This is a genomic window from Mycoplasma yeatsii GM274B, from assembly GCF_000875755.1.
In the GTDB taxonomy this organism is placed as follows: domain Bacteria; phylum Bacillota_I; class Bacilli_A; order Mycoplasmatales; family Mycoplasmataceae; genus Mycoplasma; species Mycoplasma yeatsii.
In genome coordinates, this window is sequence record NZ_CP007520.1 from 131,874 (window position 1) to 150,140 (window position 18,267).

Here is an 18,267-nt window from a genome sequence, read left to right on the forward strand (position 1 = left end):
AGGATAATAGATTATGACAAATGAAGAAATAAGAAAATTAGAAGATGAAATATTAACTGCTAAAGGTCAATGATTTGTAATTAGTTGTCAAACAGGACATGAAGAAAAAGTTTCAGCTGACTTATTACAAAAAATTAAATCTGCAAACATTGAAGATGAAATATTTCACATTAAAATCTCAAAAGGATTAGTAACAACAAAATCTGGAAAAGAAACTGAAAAAAATAAATTCCCTGGTTATATTTTTATAAATATGATTATGAGTGAAAGAGCATGATTCTTAATTAGAAATACTCCAGGAGTAACTGGATTTATCGGTTCAAGTGGACGTGGAGCTAAACCTTCTCCTTTAACAACTGAAGAAACTTTAAAAATGTTATTACCAGATACAGTTATTGAAAAAGAAGAAAAAGTTGTTGAAAAAGTTAAAAATGAAGCTGTTGCTAAAAAACCTTTATTTACAGCTGACTTTAAAGTTGGAGATGTTGTTAGAATTAAAACCGGTCTTCATGAAGGTGAAGAAGGAAAAGTTAAAGACATGGATTATTCAAAAGGTGTTGCATTTGTTACTATTGAAATGTTTGGTAGATGAACAGTTTTAGAAATTTCATTTAAAAATGTTGAACCAATTAAAGAATATTAATAATTTAAAAGCATTGAAAAATGCTTTTTATTTTTTTATATTAACTATTTATAAATTAAGATTCGCTTCCAACCACACCTTTTCTCAACTTGCTTTACAAAAAAAATAAAATTTTAGAGAATGCAAAAAAAGAGAAAAAGTAGGTTTTGGGTATGGAAAAAAAGAGAAAAAGTAAAATTTGAGTCGCTATTGCAGGGCTAGGAATTTGTTTTAGTTTTATAGGTGCACTAGCTGTAGAAGTATTACAAAATAAGAAAAAAACAGATTCAAGAATGATTGACCTTAGCAAGGAAATTCCTGAAGATAAACGTCTTTTAGGTATTTTGTATACTGAAAATAAAGAAAAAATCTTAGAACATAAAAATAACTTACGTGTTATTTTAGGAACAAGCAAATCTGATACAAAAATCGAATCTAAAGAAGTTACAATGGAGTTTAATAAAAATAATCCTAGTGTAACAATTACCGCTAAAAGTGATAGTAAAGTGGTTAGAGGTTCGGTAGAAATAAAATTTAAAAAACCAGATATTTCTAGCAGAGTAAAAGACGAAGATAGAGATCTTGGTGTTTTTAACGTTATTGATGAACAGAAAGTTGTTGATAGAATAATTGAAAGAGACATCTTAAATGTTAAAAAGTTTTATGATGATCTTAACTATGAAAAGTTTTCTGAAAAATTTGAAATAAATATTAATCAACAATCAAGAATCGTAACTATTAAAGCAAAAGATGATTCTATTTATTATTCTGGACAAATTGATTTTAGATATCAATCGCCAGAGTTTGACACTATTGGTGGTATCGTAAAAGAAGTAAATGAGCTTGTAGATACTCAAGCTAATACTGTTTTAACTAGATTTTATGAGTTAAACCAAAGTTTATTTTCTCAAGAAAATGTACAAATTACTCGTGATCAATTACAAGTTGTTGTCACTCAAAACACTGCAAAAATTACTTTAACTGGAAATAAAAATTATCAAGGATCAGTTGAAGTTAATTTAACTGTCAAAAAACAATTTGATACAATCCAAAACTTACAAAAAGACATTAACCAATTAGTTGATACTAACTCAACAAATGTTTTAAATAGATTCTTTGAATTAAAGCAACAAACTTTAAAACCATTTAACATTACAAAAAATAATTTAAAAGTTGTTGTTTCAAATAACACTGCAACAGTTTCAATTCAAAATCATGCTGATTATCAAGGATCAATCACTATTAATTTAAGTGTGATACCTCAATTTTCAACACTTTCAGGTTTAAAAACAAACGTTGATCAATTAACAAATAATAGTGTTGATACTGTTTTAGATAGATTTATTCAGTTAAACCAAACTTTATTTGCTCAAGAAAATGTAAAAATTACTCGTGATCAATTACAAGTTGAAGTTAGTGGTAATACTGCAAAAATTACTTTAACTGGAAATAAAAATTATCAAGGTTCAATCACTATTAATTTAACAGTTAAAAATCAATTTAGTTCAATTTCAGGTATTGTAAAAGAAGTGAACAATCTTAAAAATAATGATCAGCAAAGTGTATTAAATCGCTTTATTCTATTGAATTCTACTAGATTAAATTTACATAAAATTACCCGTAGCCAGTTAAAAGTTGTAGTAAATGATAACGTTGCAACGATTACAGTTATTAATCATCCAAGCTATCAAGGTTCAATCCAAGTTAATTTAAAATCGTGATTAAAAGTTACCAAAAGTTATTTAGGTGTGTTAGACAATGATGGTAGAGAGTCTATATCAAGTTCTGTATTAAGAGCGTTAAATATTCAAAATAATTGAAATTTTAGTTTGAATGATTTAAATATAGATGTTAATGGTAAAGATGCAAGAATCAGAGGAAAAGCGGGTAAAAATAAATATTTCATTGGAGAAATTAATGTGGAATTTGGTTTGACAAATCTCTACGATAGAGGTGGCGGTTTTATCGAACCATATTATGATTTAGAAAGAATTGGGTTCTTTAAAAACATAGAAGGTGAATGACAAATAATGAATATCGATGGAAAAGTGACTGAAGTTCCTGAAGTTTTACCATCTTTTATAACAAGTTTAAAAGACGCTTTTAAAGGACCGAATAATGAAAAACGTAGTGGTTTATATAAAGGTATTGAAAAATGAGATACATCTAATGTAACTGATATGAGTGGAATGTTTGAAAACGTATATAATTTCAACCAAGACATATCTAATTGGGACACTTCAAATGTAACAAATATGAGTCGAATGTTTAAAGGGGCAGAAAGATTTAACCAAAACATAAATAGTTGAGACACATCAAATGTAACTGATATGAGTGGAATGTTTGAAAAGGCAAAAGAATTTGATCGACCACTAAACAGTTGAGATACTTCTAAGGTAACCAATATGAGTCGAATGTTTGCTTTTGCAGAAAATTTTGATCATTATATAGGGGATTGGGATGTATCAAAAGTTAGAGATATGAGTTTTATGTTTTATTCAGCAACTAAATACGCAAGATATATAGGAAAATGAGATTTATCTAGCATACAAAACTTTGTATCCTTTGGAACGGGCTCTCAATACGCAAAAACTACTTTTTTTAGATTATTTCATATAATACCAACAATATTGTATAACCATCTTAATGTTTCTTTTTATAAACAACCAATACCAGAGTAACCAAAATTAATACTATGAAAAACTATACAAAGATACAAAATAACTTCTTTTATTTATAAAAATTTGTTATATAATAATGTGTAGGCGATTTTTATTGTGGGAGAGTTTCTTTAATATTAAAGTAACTCATACGGACCACAGCGAGTAAAAAACGACCTTAAATATATAAGGAGGAAAAACCCGTGGCTAAAAAAATCACACGTATAGCTAAATTAGAATTCATGGCTATGCAAGCAAAACCAGGAGCAGAATTAGCTTCATTAGGTATCAACATGCCTGAATTTACAAGACAATTTAACGATGCTACTAAAGATAGAGCAGGAGATGTTGTTCCTGTTGTTATTACAGCATATGATGACAAATCATTTGACTTTGTTTTAAAAACTACACCAGCTGCAGCTATGTTAAAAAAAGCAGCTAAAATTGATAAAGGTGCAAGCAACGCAAAAACTCAAACAGTTGCAACAATTTCAGCAGAAGATGTTAGAAAAATTGCTGAATACAAAATGCCTGATTTAAATGCAAACACTATTGAAGCAGCTATGAAACAAATCGCAGGAACAGCTAAAAATATGGGAATCAAAGTTACAGGTATGGAGGATATTAAATAATGGCTAAAATAAGTAAAAGATTTAAAGAAGCTTTAGCTAAAGTTGAAAAACACAAATTATATCCTGTACAAGACGCTTTACAATTAGCTAAAGATACTTCAACAACTAAATTTGATTCAACTGTTGAAGTTTCATTCAACTTAAACATTGACCCAAGAAAAGCTGATCAACAAATTCGTGGTGCTATAGTTTTACCTGCAGGAACAGGAAAAAGCCAAAGAATTTTAGTTTTAACAAATACTAAAGTTAAAGAAGCAGAACAAGCTGGTGCTGATATCGTTGGTGGAGAAGACTTAATCAACAAAATCAAAAACGAAAACTGATTTGATTTTGATGTTATTGTTGCTACTCCAGAAATGATGGCAAAATTAGGAGCAATCGGAAAAATTTTAGGTCCAAAAGGATTAATGCCAAACCCAAAAACTGGAACAGTTACTATGGATGTTGCTAAAGCAATTGACGAAATTAAAAAAGGTAAAGTTGAATACCGTGCTGACAAAGAAGGAAACGTTCATCTAATTATTGGAAAATCATCATTTGATGTAAACAAATTAGAAGAAAACTTCAAAACTGTTGTTGAAGAAATCAGAAGAGTTAAACCTCAAACTGTTAAAGGTGATTACATCGTTAACGTAAGTGTTTCAACAACAATGGGGCCAGGAATTAAAGTTCAATTATAATTTACTAATAATAGATCTCTTTAAAAGAGATCTTTTTTTATTCGTGGGTTTTTAAACAAAATGAACCTTTAAATTTTTAAGTTATAATAATCTTATCAAAGGAAATTAGAAAATAAAACTAATCCAATAAGCCTAATTTTTCTTTGAGTTCGAATGATATGCGATAACATTCATTCTTAACACCTGAGACAAGTCCTGATAGTTCGTCAACTACTTCATTAGGCAATCCACTCGGGTGTTTTTTAATTGTGTTAAGAGTTTTATCTAATAGCATATGAATTCATCTTGTCTTATTTATTGTCCCTAGGGTTTTTAAGTCATGTTTTCTTTCTTCATCTAATTGTTTTCTTTTTGCTATATCAACCATTCCTCATTCATGAGATCCTTTTTCTAATATTTCAGCTTTAAAACGCATAGTTTCTGTTCTAAAGTATAGATTCTCATCTGCACCTATAACAAATTCAATACTTTCATTTTTCTTGAAATTATATCTCTTCCCATTTTCATCAATTGCTGCATAATAATTCTTTTGATATTCCACCACTCCATTCATAATTTTTCTTTTAATAGGTATGTCAAAGAAAGCTTCAACTGCCTCATTTTCTAGTTTTCTAAAAACGCTTTCTTTTTCACGTATTTTACATATGCTGTTTAGATATTCGATTAACTCATCTTTTATCGCGTTAGCTTCTTCAATTGTTTTTATATTCTTTTGTTTGAAATAAAAAGGAACGTTCTTTTGCACTGTATCTCATTTTCTTTCTATGTGTGGCTTTGCATTAGCGTTTGATGAAGAAACGACTTCTATACCCCTTTTTTCAAGCTCTATACGCGTTCTAGCGTTGTTTATTTCATCTTTTTTAAAGTTAGCCCTATTATCAGTGATTATTCTCATAGGATAGCCGTATTTTTGAAAAACATTTTCAAATATTCTTTGATATGAGTTTAGAGATTCTTCTTGGCTTTCGAAATACATATCTAACACTCTATTTGTTCCTACATCTACAACAGCAACACATGTTGCAATTGTATCGTTTTGAAAGTAGTAGTGAGTACACCCATCAACTTCTAAAACTTGTCCGAATTTGTAGTTATTAGCTGTTGCTAATCTATGTTTTTCTACAACTTTTGGAGTGTAAAAAACCAGCTCTTTGCTATACTTAATAATTTTGTTTTCTTCGTTTTGTTTTCTTATCTTTTTAACTTCTTTTCTTGTTGTTCTTTTGCAGTATGCACTAGCAAAACCTTGTTTTATTAATCTTTTATCTAAATTTGAATATGAAATCTCATAACCAAATTTTTCTTTTAAACAACTGTGATAATTTTTCAACGTCAAAAATGAACAACTACCATTATTGTTCTCTCCTCCTGTTATTTTCATTTCACTTTGATAAATTTCACCTAAGTTGTATATTGTTTCATCATTATATTTTTGTGCATTCTTGTTATTTACATTCTTATGAGAAAGGACTATCTCCTTTCCATTATTTATAAAATCAAGATATTCTATCTTATATCTTTTTATAGTAGAAACAGATTTATTAAATTGCTTTGCTATTGATAAATATGATCTTTTAGGATCTTTTGCAAAGATATCTAATATACGTTTTTTAATTTGTGCATATGACTTATTGTCTAAAATAGTAAACATTCTAACCTCCTTTACCAATTATATGTTTTGGATCCAAAACATATAATTGGTAAGGTATCATTTTGTTTAATATTCCAGGCTCTTTAAAAGAGATCTTTTTTTATTAAAAAATATCATTATAATAATTTTTGAGTAATTTATTCTCAAATATATATTATAGAAGGGCAGACTGATTGATTTCATTTCATTAGCATTATTAGCAGGAAACGGACCTAAAATAGCAGACAAACTTACGTTCTTTTCTGCAAACGCAGTAGCGATTTTATTTATTATTTCATTTTTTGTTATTGGATATCTTTTAGATCGTCATTTTTGACGTAAGATAACAATTCAAGTTATATCTTTACTAGGAGTATTAATTGCACTTTGCATTATTGCAACTAATGTGATTGGATATTCTAAAGTATTTGGTTTCAAAATCCAATTAGGTAATTTCTTATTATTCTTATGTGGAATGCTTTTAGGACCATTAGCTGGACCATTAGCTGGTTTATTAAGTGATCTTACTGGATTATTAATTTCAGGAGGAGTTCCACACTTTGGATTTACATTAATTAAAGTTATGTACGGTTTTTTAGGTGCAATGGTATTTTTACCAAAACAAGATAAAAAACTATACTTTATTTTAAGTATTGCTGCATTTATGTTAACTTCAGTAGCATTACACTTACTAGTTATTACACCATTATCATTTGCTTCATATGGAGGAGCAACAGGAACTAAACAAGGTTTAATTGTTGCTAAGATGATTCAAAGAGCTATACTTGTTCCTATTGAATGAGTATCTTATTCAGCATTAGTAATAACTTGTTTTGAAATATGTTGAATTGTTTTAAGAGACAATCCAAAAATAGAGCATCAATTATGATGTGCTAGAAAAGGAGCACCAAAATTCTTATCTGATAAATGAGAAAAAAATAGAGTTGAAAATGTAGTAAAAGTTGAAAATAAACGAAAAGTATCATAACAATTATTTATAAAAAAATTATGAAGAAATTTTTAAGTATTTTAACTATTTCAACTTTACTATTATCAACAACTTTAGCTCCTAGTTTATTGAATAAAAATAAACAAACAAATACACACATAAATCATGTTGTTTTAAAATCAGAAAATAAAATAGAGAAACAATCTTTAGATAAATTAGTTACAGAAAAAAATATAGGTGATATTCTTAAATATTCTGATCAAGATATAGTTACAGCAATTAATAGAAAAAATAAACAATCTTTAGATATTAAACAATTGCATGTAAAAAAAATAGATGATCAAAAAGCTGAAATCTCAGCTAAAAAAGACAGTAAAGAATACACAGGATCAATTGAAGTTACTTTCAAAGTTAACCCAAAAGTTAAATTTAAGTTAGATGAACTTGTTAAGGTAATAGAAAAAGTTAGGTATGAAACACCAAAACTACCACCTACAATTTCTAAAAATGATGTTTTAAATGCAATAAACATTGCAAACAGTAAAACTACAACTAAATTAATTGCAGATCAAATCATAATGCAAGAATATACTGTTAAAAATAATGAAAAAGGTATAGCCAAACAACTTATTGCAACAATAAGTGCAAAAGCTGAATCAACTAATTATGAAGGTTCAGTTACAGTTCGATTTAATATAGTAAAAGTAGAACAAGAAGATAAAGGTACTGATACAGCATTTATTGTTATAGTTTCACTTGCTTCAGCGTGAATATTAGGTAGTCTTACTTTACCACTTATTAGAAAATATAAACAAGCATCTAAAAATAAAAAACAAAATAATTAGTTTTAAAACCAAGTAAAAATACTTGGTTTTTTTAAATTCTACATATCTAAATTTTACAGAATTCTTATTTTTAAGTTTATATTGCAGTTTTATACACTATGTGATACTATTAATAAGGCTATTAATACCGAAGACAGTAACGGGTATAACCTTAATAATGTTACCGAGGAATTCTTTTTAAAAAACATTTTTTTGTTTTATCCTCGGTTTAGTTTATTAGTTACTAACCGAGGTTTTTATTAAAGTTAATTATAGAACAAAGGAGGAATTTAGATGTCAAACTCAAGACCTAATCATGCTAAAAAAGCTGAAATAGTTTCTGAAATTGTTTCAAAAATTCAAAACGCTCAAGGTGTTGCTGTTGCTGAATATAAATACTTAACAGTTGCTGACATGACAGAATTAAGATTAGAAGCTTTAAAACAAAATATTGACGTTAAAGTTTATAAAGATTCTCTTGTTAGAAGAGCTGTTGAAGAATTAGGATTAACTGATTTAAGTCCATTCTTAACTCAACAAAACGTATTTATATTTTCAAACGAAGATAGCATCAGTGCTGCTAAATTAGTAGCAAAATTTGCTAAGAAAAATGAAAATCTTAAATTAAAAGCTGGTATCTACGAAGGAAAAGTTGTTGATACAGCTGGAATCAACGAAGTTGCTTCTTTACCTTCAAAAGAAGAACTATACTCAATGTTTGCTTCAAGTTTACTATACCCATTACGAAAAGTTATGGCAGCAATCAACGCAGTTGCTGAAACTAAAAGCAATTAATAGAATTTAAAAAAATTTGTGTATTGATAGCAATCAATTAAATTAGTTTATAAAGGAGAGAAAAATCATGGCTATTACTAAAGAAGATATTATTAAAGCATTAGAAGAAATGAAATTAAACGAATTAAACGATTTAGTTAAATCAATCGAAGATCACTTTGGTGTTGTTGCATCAGTAGGTGTTGCTGCAGCAGCTGCTCCAGAAGCAGGAAACGCAGCTCCAAGTGAAGTTTCAGTTCTTTTAACATCTGCAGGAGCACAAAAAGTTGCAGTTATTAAAGTTGTTAAAGAATTAACTGGAGTTGGATTAATGGACGCTAAAAAAATGGTTGACGGAGCAATGCCAGTTGTAATTAAAGAAAACATCAAACCAGAAGAAGCTGAAGAAATCAAAGCTAAATTAGTTGAAGCTGGAGCTTCAGTAGACATTAAATAATTTCTATTGTAATAATTAACAGTTTAAAGAGTTACTTTGTAACTCTTTTTTATATTTTTTTGCTTTGTTCAATATTTAAGAACAATCAATAAACTCTATTGACTTTTTGCTAAAAAACATTAAAATTAATTAAATCGAGTATAGTTTAGTCGTTAAGAGCTTCTGCTATTCTCTTTCTTATTATTTGGCGATTATAAGAGGATGTATAAATGCGTTTTGATTACTTTTTAAAAACAAAGTCATTAAACAACATACTAAAAAGATTAAAAAATAGCACATTCAAAACAACAATACCAATATCAACAAGAAATAAATTATCATATGATCTAGTCAACCAAGTTGATCGAGATCGATTTTTGTATGATTACACAAAAGCATTTTATGATGAATTTGTTGAACCGGTAGTCGAAGAAAAGTTGTTTGATTTTGAGTTTTGTCTACTTTTATTTTTAGAGAAAAAATTAAATTATTCATTTTTCGAAGTTCTTTATACTTTTAAAAATATTAAAAAAGGAAAAAGACCTGAAACAGAAATTGAAAACATTATTTACAACACCATTTATGCATACGAATTTATAAAAATGCCTAAAATAGTATTAGATGAAAATAACTTTGAGATGTTTGTGCACATCTTATTGCAAAATTTAGATTTCGATCTAGATATTAAAACTAATTACTATCGTTCGCCAACTGATAAGACAATTGTAGAAAACACGCTGTCTGCATCTGATATTGATAGTGAGTTTAATGCATTATTTGATTATTTAAAAGACATGGATAGCAAGATGTTATCTGGTTACACACAAGCATATATTTTATTTATTGTAGTAATGCTTATATCGCCTTTTAAAAGTTATAATTTAACATTTTCAACTTTATTTACACAATGATTTTCATTCCAAAGAAATGAAAGTAAAAAAATAGTTATTCCTCTATATCAAATCGCCAAAAATTGAAATAACTTTATTGATAATATAAATAATTTAATTAATGAAGAGTTGGATGTTAATCAAACTTTAAATATGATTAAGCATTATTATGTTGAGAATATAAATTTTTATTATCATGCTTCACACATTTATAAATGAATATTAAAAGATAGAAAAAATAGAATGTGAATTTTTGAAGATGATCAGACGTTTATTTTACTTGTATTGATGCTTCAAAAAACAGAAAATCTATCATTAAGTAGTATTAAAAATTTATTAACAATAAATAAAATTAAATTGCTTAGTGATCAAGAACTAGAAAAAATATTAGATAAACTGATTACTAAAAATGTTATTCAAAAAATAGGTAATCAAACTATTAAATATAGTTTTTATGATAAAGATCTAGAAAAAGCTAGATTTCTAGTCAAATAGTAAATGAGAAAGGACTATACAATGGCTTACAAAATTCAACAAATTAACCGTGGAGTTAAAAGACGTAACTATGCTAAAGTTTCAGGTAATTTATCTCTACCTAACTTAATTGAAGTGCAAACTGAAACATTTAACTGATTCAAACAACAAGGTATTCAAGAAGTTTTAGATGAGTTTTTCCCTATTTTATCAATGGATGGAACTAGTGTTTTAACATTAGAAAATTGAGGTTTTAAAGAACCAAGAATTAGTGTAAGAAAAGCTAAAGAAGAATCAAAAATTTATGATGCACCAATTTATGCAAACTTAAAATTATCTGTTAATAGAACTGAAGAAATTCAAAAAGATTTCGAAGGTTTTGATGAAAAAGATATTAAAAAATCATTAACTATATGATTAAAAAACAGAACAGATAGTAATCAAGTAGCATTTAAACAAAGTGCTGGTGATTCATACTTTTTTGAAGTAACTATTAAAAAAGCTGAAAAACCAGATCTAATCCAAATTGATATTATTGAAAACAAAGCATCATCATTAATTGCAAATGTTTCAATTTATAAATCAGGTGAAGTTTTCTTAGGAGATTTCCCATTAATGACTGAAGCTGGAACATTTATTATTAATGGTTCACAAAAAGTTATTGTTTCTCAATTAGTTAGATCTCCAGGTGCTTACTTTAATAAAGAATTAAACAGAAAAACTGGAGAAATGATTTATTCTGGAGATATCATTCCAAGTCGTGGTACTTGATTAGAATTTGAAACAGATTCTAAAAAAACTGGAGTTGATGCAATCAATCCATTATATGTAAAAATCGATAAATCAAGAAAAACTACTGCAACTTCTCTTTTAACAGCTTTAGGAATTAGTTCAAAACAAATATTAGAAATTTTTAATAATGATGCTGTTATAAATGAAACTTTACAACAAGACACAAGTTTTGGAGATCAACAAGTTGATTGAGCACACCAAGTACAAGAAATCTATAAAAAAATTAGACAAGGTGAAACAGCAACTAGTGAAGGTGCTTCTAAATTCATTAACGGTATTTTATTTGACAAACGTAAATACGATTTAACAAAAGCTGGAAGATTTAAATTACAACAAAAATTAGCTATTAAAAACAGAATTTTTGGAAGAATTATAGCTGAAGACATCGTTGATGCTAACAACAACATTTTAGTTAAAAAAGATACTGAAATTAACAAATCAAACATTAAAGAAATTTCAGATATTTTAGATACTGATGTAATGACAATTGATGTTAATTATTTAGAAGAAATCAATGGAAGTAGAAAAGTTCAAACACTTAAAGTTTATAAAGATAATGATCTAAAAAATGAAGTAACTACTTTAGTTGGAATCACTAAAGAAAGCGTTGAAGAATTTGTTACAGTTCCTGATATTATTTCAACAATTTCATATCTATTAAACTTAAAATACAACATTGGTGAAATTGATGATATTGATAACTTAGGAAACAGACGTGTAAGAACGGTTGGAGAATTATTACAAAACCAATTCAGAATGGGATTAAACCGTATTGACAAAAATGTTAAAGAAAAATTAGCTACAAGTGATTTATACAAAGTTAAAACTTCAACAATCATCAACGCTAAACCTTTAACAGCGATTATTGGTGAATTCTTTAACTTATCACAATTATCACAATTCATGGATCAAATTAACCCATTATCAGAATTAACTAATAAACGTAGATTAACAGCTTTAGGACCTGGTGGATTATCAAGAGATAGAGCTGGACTAGAAGTTCGTGACGTTCACCCATCTCACTATGGAAGAATTTGTCCTATTGAAACTCCAGAAGGACCAAACATCGGATTGATTAATAACTTATCAACTTATGCAAGAGTTGATGAATACGGATTTATTACAACTCCATATAGAAAAGTTGTTAACGGAGTTATTCAAAATGATCAAGTTGAATACTTAACAGCTGATAAAGAAAGAAAATTTGTTATTGCTCAATCAAACGTTAAACAAGATGAAAATGGAAAAATCTTAGATGAAATGGTAGTTTCACGTTTTAATGGTGATGACTACATGGCTAGAATTGATGAAATTGATTATATTGACGTTTCACCAAAACAAATCGTTTCTGTTGCCACTTCAGCAATTCCTTTCTTAGAAAACGATGACGCCAACCGTGCATTGATGGGAGCAAACATGCAACGTCAAGCTGTTCCATTAATTAGACCAGAATCTCCATTTGTTGGAACTGGTATTGAATTTGAAGCTGCTCGTGACTCAGGAGAAGCGGTTGTTGCTAAAGAAGACGGAATCGTTAAATACGTTGATTCAAAAATGATTTCAATTCAAGGAGAATCAGGAATTAAAACTTATACATTATCTGATTTTGAAAGATCAAATAATGGTACTTCATTAACTCAAGCTCCAATTGTTAAAAAAGGTGATGTAGTTAAAAAAGGTGAAATTATTGCCGATGGCCCATCAATGGATCAAGGAGAATTAGCTATTGGTCAAAACGTTGTGGTTGCCTTTTCAACTTATAATGGATACAACTTCGAAGATGCGATTGTTATGAGTGAAAGAGTTGTAATGGATGATAGATTCACTTCAATTCACATCGATGAATACACAATCGAAGTAAGAAACACAAAACAAGGACTAGAAGAAGTTACACGTGAAGTTCCAAACGTAAGTGAACAAGCTAAAAAACACTTAGATAGTGAAGGAATCGTAGCTATTGGAACTGAAGTTAAAGTTGGAGATATTTTAGTTGGTAAAGTTACTCCAAAAGGTCAAGTTCAATTATCACCAGAAGATAAATTATTACATGCAATCTTTGGTGAAAAATCAAGAAACGTTAAAGACAACTCATTAAGAGTTCCAAACGGTGGAGAAGGAATTGTTCAATCAATTAAACGTTTCAAAGCTAAATCTGCATCAAATCCAGATGGTATTGATTTACCAGCAGATATCGTAGAAGTAATTAAAGTTTACATCGTTCAAAAACGTAAAATCCAAGAAGGTGACAAAATGTCAGGACGTCACGGAAACAAAGGTATTATTTCAAGAATTCTACCAGTTGAAGATATGCCTCACTTAGAAGACGGTACACCAGTTGACATTATGTTAAACCCACAAGGGGTTCCTTCACGTATGAACATCGGTCAAATTCTAGAAATCCACTTAGGAATGGCTGCTAAAAAAATAAATGAAAAAATAATTACTCCGGTATTTGAAGGATTAAATGAAAAAGAATTAGATGAAATAATGGCTGAAGCTGGAATGACAAATTATGGAAAAGTTACTTTAATTGATGGTAAAACTGGTGAAGCTATTGATAAACCAATCGCAGTTGGTGTGATGTATATGTTAAAACTATCACACATGGTTGATGACAAAATTCACGCACGTAACGTAGGACCATACTCATTAATTACTCAACAACCTTTAGGAGGAAAAGCTCAAAACGGGGGACAACGTTTCGGAGAAATGGAAGTTTGAGCTTTAGAAGCTTATGGAGCTGCTCACACATTACGTGAGATTCTAACAATTAAATCAGATGACATTAAAGGTCGTTCAAAAACTTATGAAGCTATTGTTAGATCAAGACGTGTTCCTGAACCAGGAATTCCAGAATCATTCAACGTTCTTTCAAAAGAAATTATGGGATTAGGATTCAATATGTATATGATTGATGAACAAGGTGATAAATTATCAATTAATGCATATGAAGAAGAAGAGCAATTATCAAAATTATTTGATGATGAAAATCTAGAAGTAGAAAACCTATCAATTGATAACCAAGATGTTGAAAAAGAATTAGAAGATCTAACTTACATTGATGAAAAAGATATCTTAGAATCATTTGGATTTAATGAAGAAGATGAAGAATAATAGGGGGAAACATGGAAAACATAAAAAACAAAAAATCTATTAAGATTGAATTAGCAAACCCTGATACTATCCGTTCTTGATCACACGGAGAAGTTACTAAACCAGAAACTATCAACTATAAGACATTAAAAGCTGAAAAAGATGGATTATTTGATGAAAGAATTTTTGGTCCAACTAAAAACTATGAATGTTCATGTGGTAGATATAAAAAAGCAAACCCTATGAATAAAGGTAAAAAATGTGAAAAATGTGGTGTTGAACTAACTGAAGCAATCGTAAGACGTGAAAGAATGGGACACATCGAATTAGAAGAACCAGTAACTCACATTTGAATGTTAAAAGTTGCACCATACAGAATTGCTGCTTTATTAGATCTAAAAGTTAAAGAATTAGAAGAAGTAGTATACTTTGTTTCACACATCGTTTTAGAAGCTGGAGATTCAAAACACTTTGCTGAAAAAGAAGTTTTAGATCTAGGTTCAACTAAAATTAATAAAACACGTGAAAAATTACGTGAAACAATTTTAGAAGTTATTAACATAATCAACGATCCAGAACACCGTGATACTAGAAAAGCAAACAGATTATTAGAAGAATTAAATAACACTAATATTCCATTTTCTATTGATGAAGCAACTACTTTAATTGGTAAGTATACAGGTGCTAAATTTGGTATTGGAGCAAGAGCTGTTGAATATCTATTGAAAAAAATAGATTTAGAAAAAGAAAGCCAAGCTATTAAAGCTGAACTATCTAACCTTAAAAAATCTCCAAATGACAGATCTAAATTAATGAAACGTTTAGAAACTCTTGATTCTTTAAGACGTTCAAACCAAAGACCAGAATGAATGGTTATGAGAGTAATTCCAGTTATTCCACCAGACATTCGTCCTATTATTCAATTAGATGGTGGTAGATTCACTACTTCTGAAATTAATGATCTTTACAGAAGAATTATCATCAGAAATGAAAGACTTAAAAAAGTTAAAGAAATGGGAGCGCCATCAATTATTGTTAACAACGAAAAACGTATGTTACAAGAAGCTGTTGATGCCTTATTAGATAATGAACGTAAACCAAAACCAGTTCAAGGTAAAAATAAACGTCCTTTAAAATCATTAACAAGTGTTTTAAAAGGAAAACAAGGTCGTTTCAGACAAAACTTATTAGGAAAACGTGTTGATTACTCTGCTCGTTCAGTTATTGCGATTGGACCAGATCTAAAAATGTATCAAGCAGGATTACCACGTGAAATGGCTATTACATTATTCAAACCATTTGTAATTCAATGATTACAAGAACATGAATATGCAGAAAACGTTAAAGTTGCTGAAAAAATGGTATTACAAAATGACCCTAAAGTTTGAGAAGCTTTAGAACAAGTTATTAAAGAAAGACCAGTTCTTTTAAACCGTGCTCCTACTTTACACCGTTTAGGAATTCAAGCATTCGAACCTAAATTAGTTAAAGGAAAAGCAATCCGTTTACACCCATTAGTTACAACTGCGTTTAACGCTGACTTCGATGGGGATCAAATGGCCGTTCACGTTCCTATTACAAAAGAAGCTATTGCCGAATCAAGAGCCTTAATGTTAGGATCAAATGCAATTCTAGGTCCTAAAGATGGAAAAGCAATTGTTACTCCAGGTCAAGATATCATTTTAGGAAACTACTACGTTACAACCGAAGAAAAAGATGCTAAAGGTCAAGGTATGATGTTTGCATCTATTCAAGAAGCATTCACAGCTTACAAAAATGAGCAAGTTTCATTAAATGCGTTAATTGGTATACCACTATCAGCACTTCCAGAAGAAAAATTCAACAATAAAGAACAAAGACAAAATTCATACTTATTAACAACAGTTGGTAAACTATACTTCAATGAAATCTTTGATAAAACTTTCCCATGAATTAACTCAAACAGTATTTGAAATGCTGAAGAAGTATTACCTGAGTTTATTTATGATTTCAACCAAAACATTAATGATGCAATTAATAACGTTGAAATTCAACAACCAATTAAGAAAAAAGAATTATCAATTATTATTGAAAGATACTTCCAAACTTATGGAGCAAGAAAAACAGCTGAAATGCTAGATAAAATGAAAGATCTAGGATTCCACTTCTCAACAAAATCAGGAACTACTATTTCTGCTGGTGACGTTGTTGCCTTTACTCACAAATACGATGAATTCAAAGAAGCTGATGCTAAAGTTGAACAAATTACTGAATACTACAACATGGGTATGTTAACTGCTAGTGAGAAAAAACGTAGAATCATCGAAGTTTGATCAACAATCAAAGATAACATCCAAAACGAATTATCAACAGTATTACGTAAAGATGTAAAAAACCCAATCTTTGTAATGGTGGATTCAGGAGCCCGTGGTAACGTATCTAACTTCACTCAGTTAGTAGGTATGCGTGGATTGATGAACGATACCAAAGGAGATATTAAAGAAATCCCTATTAAATCATCATTCCGTGAAGGATTAACTGTGTCAGAATACTTCGTTTCAACGCACGGAGCTAGAAAAGGTATGGCCGATATTGCCTTAAAAACTGCCGATTCAGGATATCTAACAAGAAGATTAGTTGACGTTTCACAAGAAATTGTTGTTGTAAACGAAGACTGTGAACCAACTAAAGGATTCGAAGTATCAGCAATTATTGATACAAAACACGATAACGTTATCGTTCCATTAAAAGATAGATTAGATGGTCGTTTTGCATTCGCTGATATTTATGATGCTGATAATAATTTAATTGTTGCAGCTAATACAATGATTGACAAAAACATTGCTGAAAAAATTGTTAAAGCAGGAATTACAAATGTATTAATTCGTTCAGTATTAACTTGTGATAACACACGTGGTGTATGTCAAAGATGTTACGGACGTAACTTAGCTACTGCTTCATTAGTAAAAGTTGGAGAACCTGTTGGAGTTGTTGCTGCTCAGTCAATCGGAGAACCAGGAACTCAGCTTACTATGCGTAACTTCCATACCGGAGGGGTTGCTGGTAATGCCGATATTACTCAAGGGTTACCTCGTATTAAAGAATTACTTGACGTTACAACACCAAAAGGATCAGTTGCAATTATTTCAGAAATTGATGGAGTAGTATCAAACATTGAAGATCACAACGGAATTTATGTAATAAACATTGTTGGTGAAAACGATACAATCAGAAGATACAAAACTGATTTCAACTCAATTCTTCGTGTTGAAAATGGTGAACATGTTCATGTAGGTCAAAAATTAACTGAAGGAGCTATTGATTTACATCAATTATTAGAAGTTGGTGGAATTCAAGATGTTCAAAACTACATTCTAAAAGAAGTTCAAAAAGTTTATCGTTTACAAGGTATTGAAATTTCAGATAAATACATCGAAATCATTATTAAACAAATGTTAAACAAAGTAAAAATTACTGACAGTGGTGACTCAGACTTATTACCAGGTGAAATTGTTACAATTCAAAATTGAAAACAAGCTGTGCAAAAATGTATTATTAATGGACAAAGACCTCCATTATCAGTTGCTCAAATCTTTGGTATTAAAAAAGCACCATTAGAATCAGAATCATGATTATCTTCAGCATCATTCCAAGATACAGCTAGAGTGTTAACAAAAGCTATTATCAAAGGAAAAGAAGATAAACTACAAGGATTAAAAGAAAACATTATGTTAGGAAACTTAATCCCTGCAGGAACCGGTTTAACAGGAACAAGTGAAATTGAAAAATTAGCTGAAGAATACCACAACAACGAGTATTAATAATAACTAAA

The 18,267-nt window shown here is 29.3% G+C and carries 13 protein-coding genes and 1 other annotated feature; of the genes, 11 read left to right on the plus strand and 2 right to left on the minus strand.

Annotated features, from left to right (window positions below; genetic code table 4):
- Positions 1 to 13 precede the first annotated feature (13 nt).
- From nusG to rplA, 4 genes are all read left to right on the plus strand, one after another.
- Positions 14 to 643, plus strand: coding sequence for a transcription termination/antitermination protein NusG (gene nusG / locus MYE_RS00575; RefSeq protein WP_004428359.1), 630 nt, complete (start codon positions 14 to 16; stop codon positions 641 to 643).
- 152 nt (positions 644 to 795) lie between these two features.
- Positions 796 to 3,303, plus strand: coding sequence for a BspA family leucine-rich repeat surface protein (locus tag MYE_RS04340; RefSeq protein ID WP_052491376.1), 2,508 nt, complete (start codon positions 796 to 798; stop codon positions 3,301 to 3,303).
- Between the two features lie 182 nt (positions 3,304 to 3,485).
- Positions 3,486 to 3,914, plus strand: a complete 429-nt coding sequence (gene rplK, locus MYE_RS00585; RefSeq protein ID WP_042733112.1) for a 50S ribosomal protein L11 — start codon at positions 3,486 to 3,488, stop codon at positions 3,912 to 3,914.
- Complete coding sequence (gene rplA, locus MYE_RS00590; RefSeq protein ID WP_004428139.1) at positions 3,914 to 4,594, plus strand: 50S ribosomal protein L1; 681 nt, start codon at positions 3,914 to 3,916, stop codon at positions 4,592 to 4,594. The genes rplK and rplA overlap by 1 nt, the downstream gene beginning before the upstream one ends.
- A 118-nt stretch (positions 4,595 to 4,712) precedes the next feature.
- Here the strand turns inward: rplA and MYE_RS04280 are convergent, their stop codons facing one another.
- A complete protein-coding gene (locus tag MYE_RS04280) occupies positions 4,713 to 6,245 on the minus strand; it encodes a hypothetical protein (protein WP_042733113.1) in 1,533 nt (510 codons plus the stop codon).
- Positions 6,246 to 6,311: 66 nt separating this feature from the next.
- Positions 6,312 to 6,617, minus strand: coding sequence for a hypothetical protein (locus MYE_RS04385; protein ID WP_042733114.1), 306 nt, complete (start codon positions 6,615 to 6,617; stop codon positions 6,312 to 6,314).
- Position 6,618: 1 nt separating this feature from the next.
- Here MYE_RS04385 and MYE_RS00605 point away from each other — a divergent pair, with 1 nt between their 5' ends.
- From MYE_RS00605 to rpoC, 7 genes are all read left to right on the plus strand, one after another.
- Positions 6,619 to 7,212, plus strand: coding sequence for a folate family ECF transporter S component (locus MYE_RS00605; protein ID WP_236681626.1), 594 nt, complete (start codon positions 6,619 to 6,621; stop codon positions 7,210 to 7,212).
- Between the two features lie 20 nt (positions 7,213 to 7,232).
- On the plus strand, positions 7,233 to 8,018 hold the full coding sequence (locus tag MYE_RS00610) for a hypothetical protein (protein ID WP_042733115.1): 786 nt from the start codon (positions 7,233 to 7,235) through the stop codon (positions 8,016 to 8,018).
- 109 nt (positions 8,019 to 8,127) lie between these two features.
- Positions 8,128 to 8,266, plus strand: a sequence feature (ribosomal protein L10 leader region).
- A 25-nt stretch (positions 8,267 to 8,291) separates the two neighbouring features.
- Positions 8,292 to 8,792 (plus strand): 50S ribosomal protein L10, encoded by a 501-nt coding sequence (rplJ, locus tag MYE_RS00615; protein ID WP_004428127.1) that lies wholly within the window; start codon positions 8,292 to 8,294, stop codon positions 8,790 to 8,792.
- A 67-nt stretch (positions 8,793 to 8,859) separates the two neighbouring features.
- Positions 8,860 to 9,228 carry a 50S ribosomal protein L7/L12 gene (gene rplL, locus MYE_RS00620; protein WP_042733116.1) on the plus strand — a complete coding sequence of 123 codons (369 nt, stop codon included), beginning with the start codon at positions 8,860 to 8,862 and terminating at the stop codon, positions 9,226 to 9,228.
- A gap of 209 nt (positions 9,229 to 9,437) precedes the next feature.
- Positions 9,438 to 10,592, plus strand: a complete 1,155-nt coding sequence (locus tag MYE_RS00625) for a hypothetical protein (RefSeq protein WP_052491378.1) — start codon at positions 9,438 to 9,440, stop codon at positions 10,590 to 10,592.
- Positions 10,593 to 10,613: 21 nt separating this feature from the next.
- Positions 10,614 to 14,477 (plus strand): DNA-directed RNA polymerase subunit beta, encoded by a 3,864-nt coding sequence (gene rpoB / locus MYE_RS00630; protein ID WP_042733117.1) that lies wholly within the window; start codon positions 10,614 to 10,616, stop codon positions 14,475 to 14,477.
- Between the two features lie 11 nt (positions 14,478 to 14,488).
- Positions 14,489 to 18,256 (plus strand): DNA-directed RNA polymerase subunit beta', encoded by a 3,768-nt coding sequence (gene rpoC, locus MYE_RS00635; RefSeq protein ID WP_042733118.1) that lies wholly within the window; start codon positions 14,489 to 14,491, stop codon positions 18,254 to 18,256.
- Positions 18,257 to 18,267: the final 11 nt, after the last annotated feature.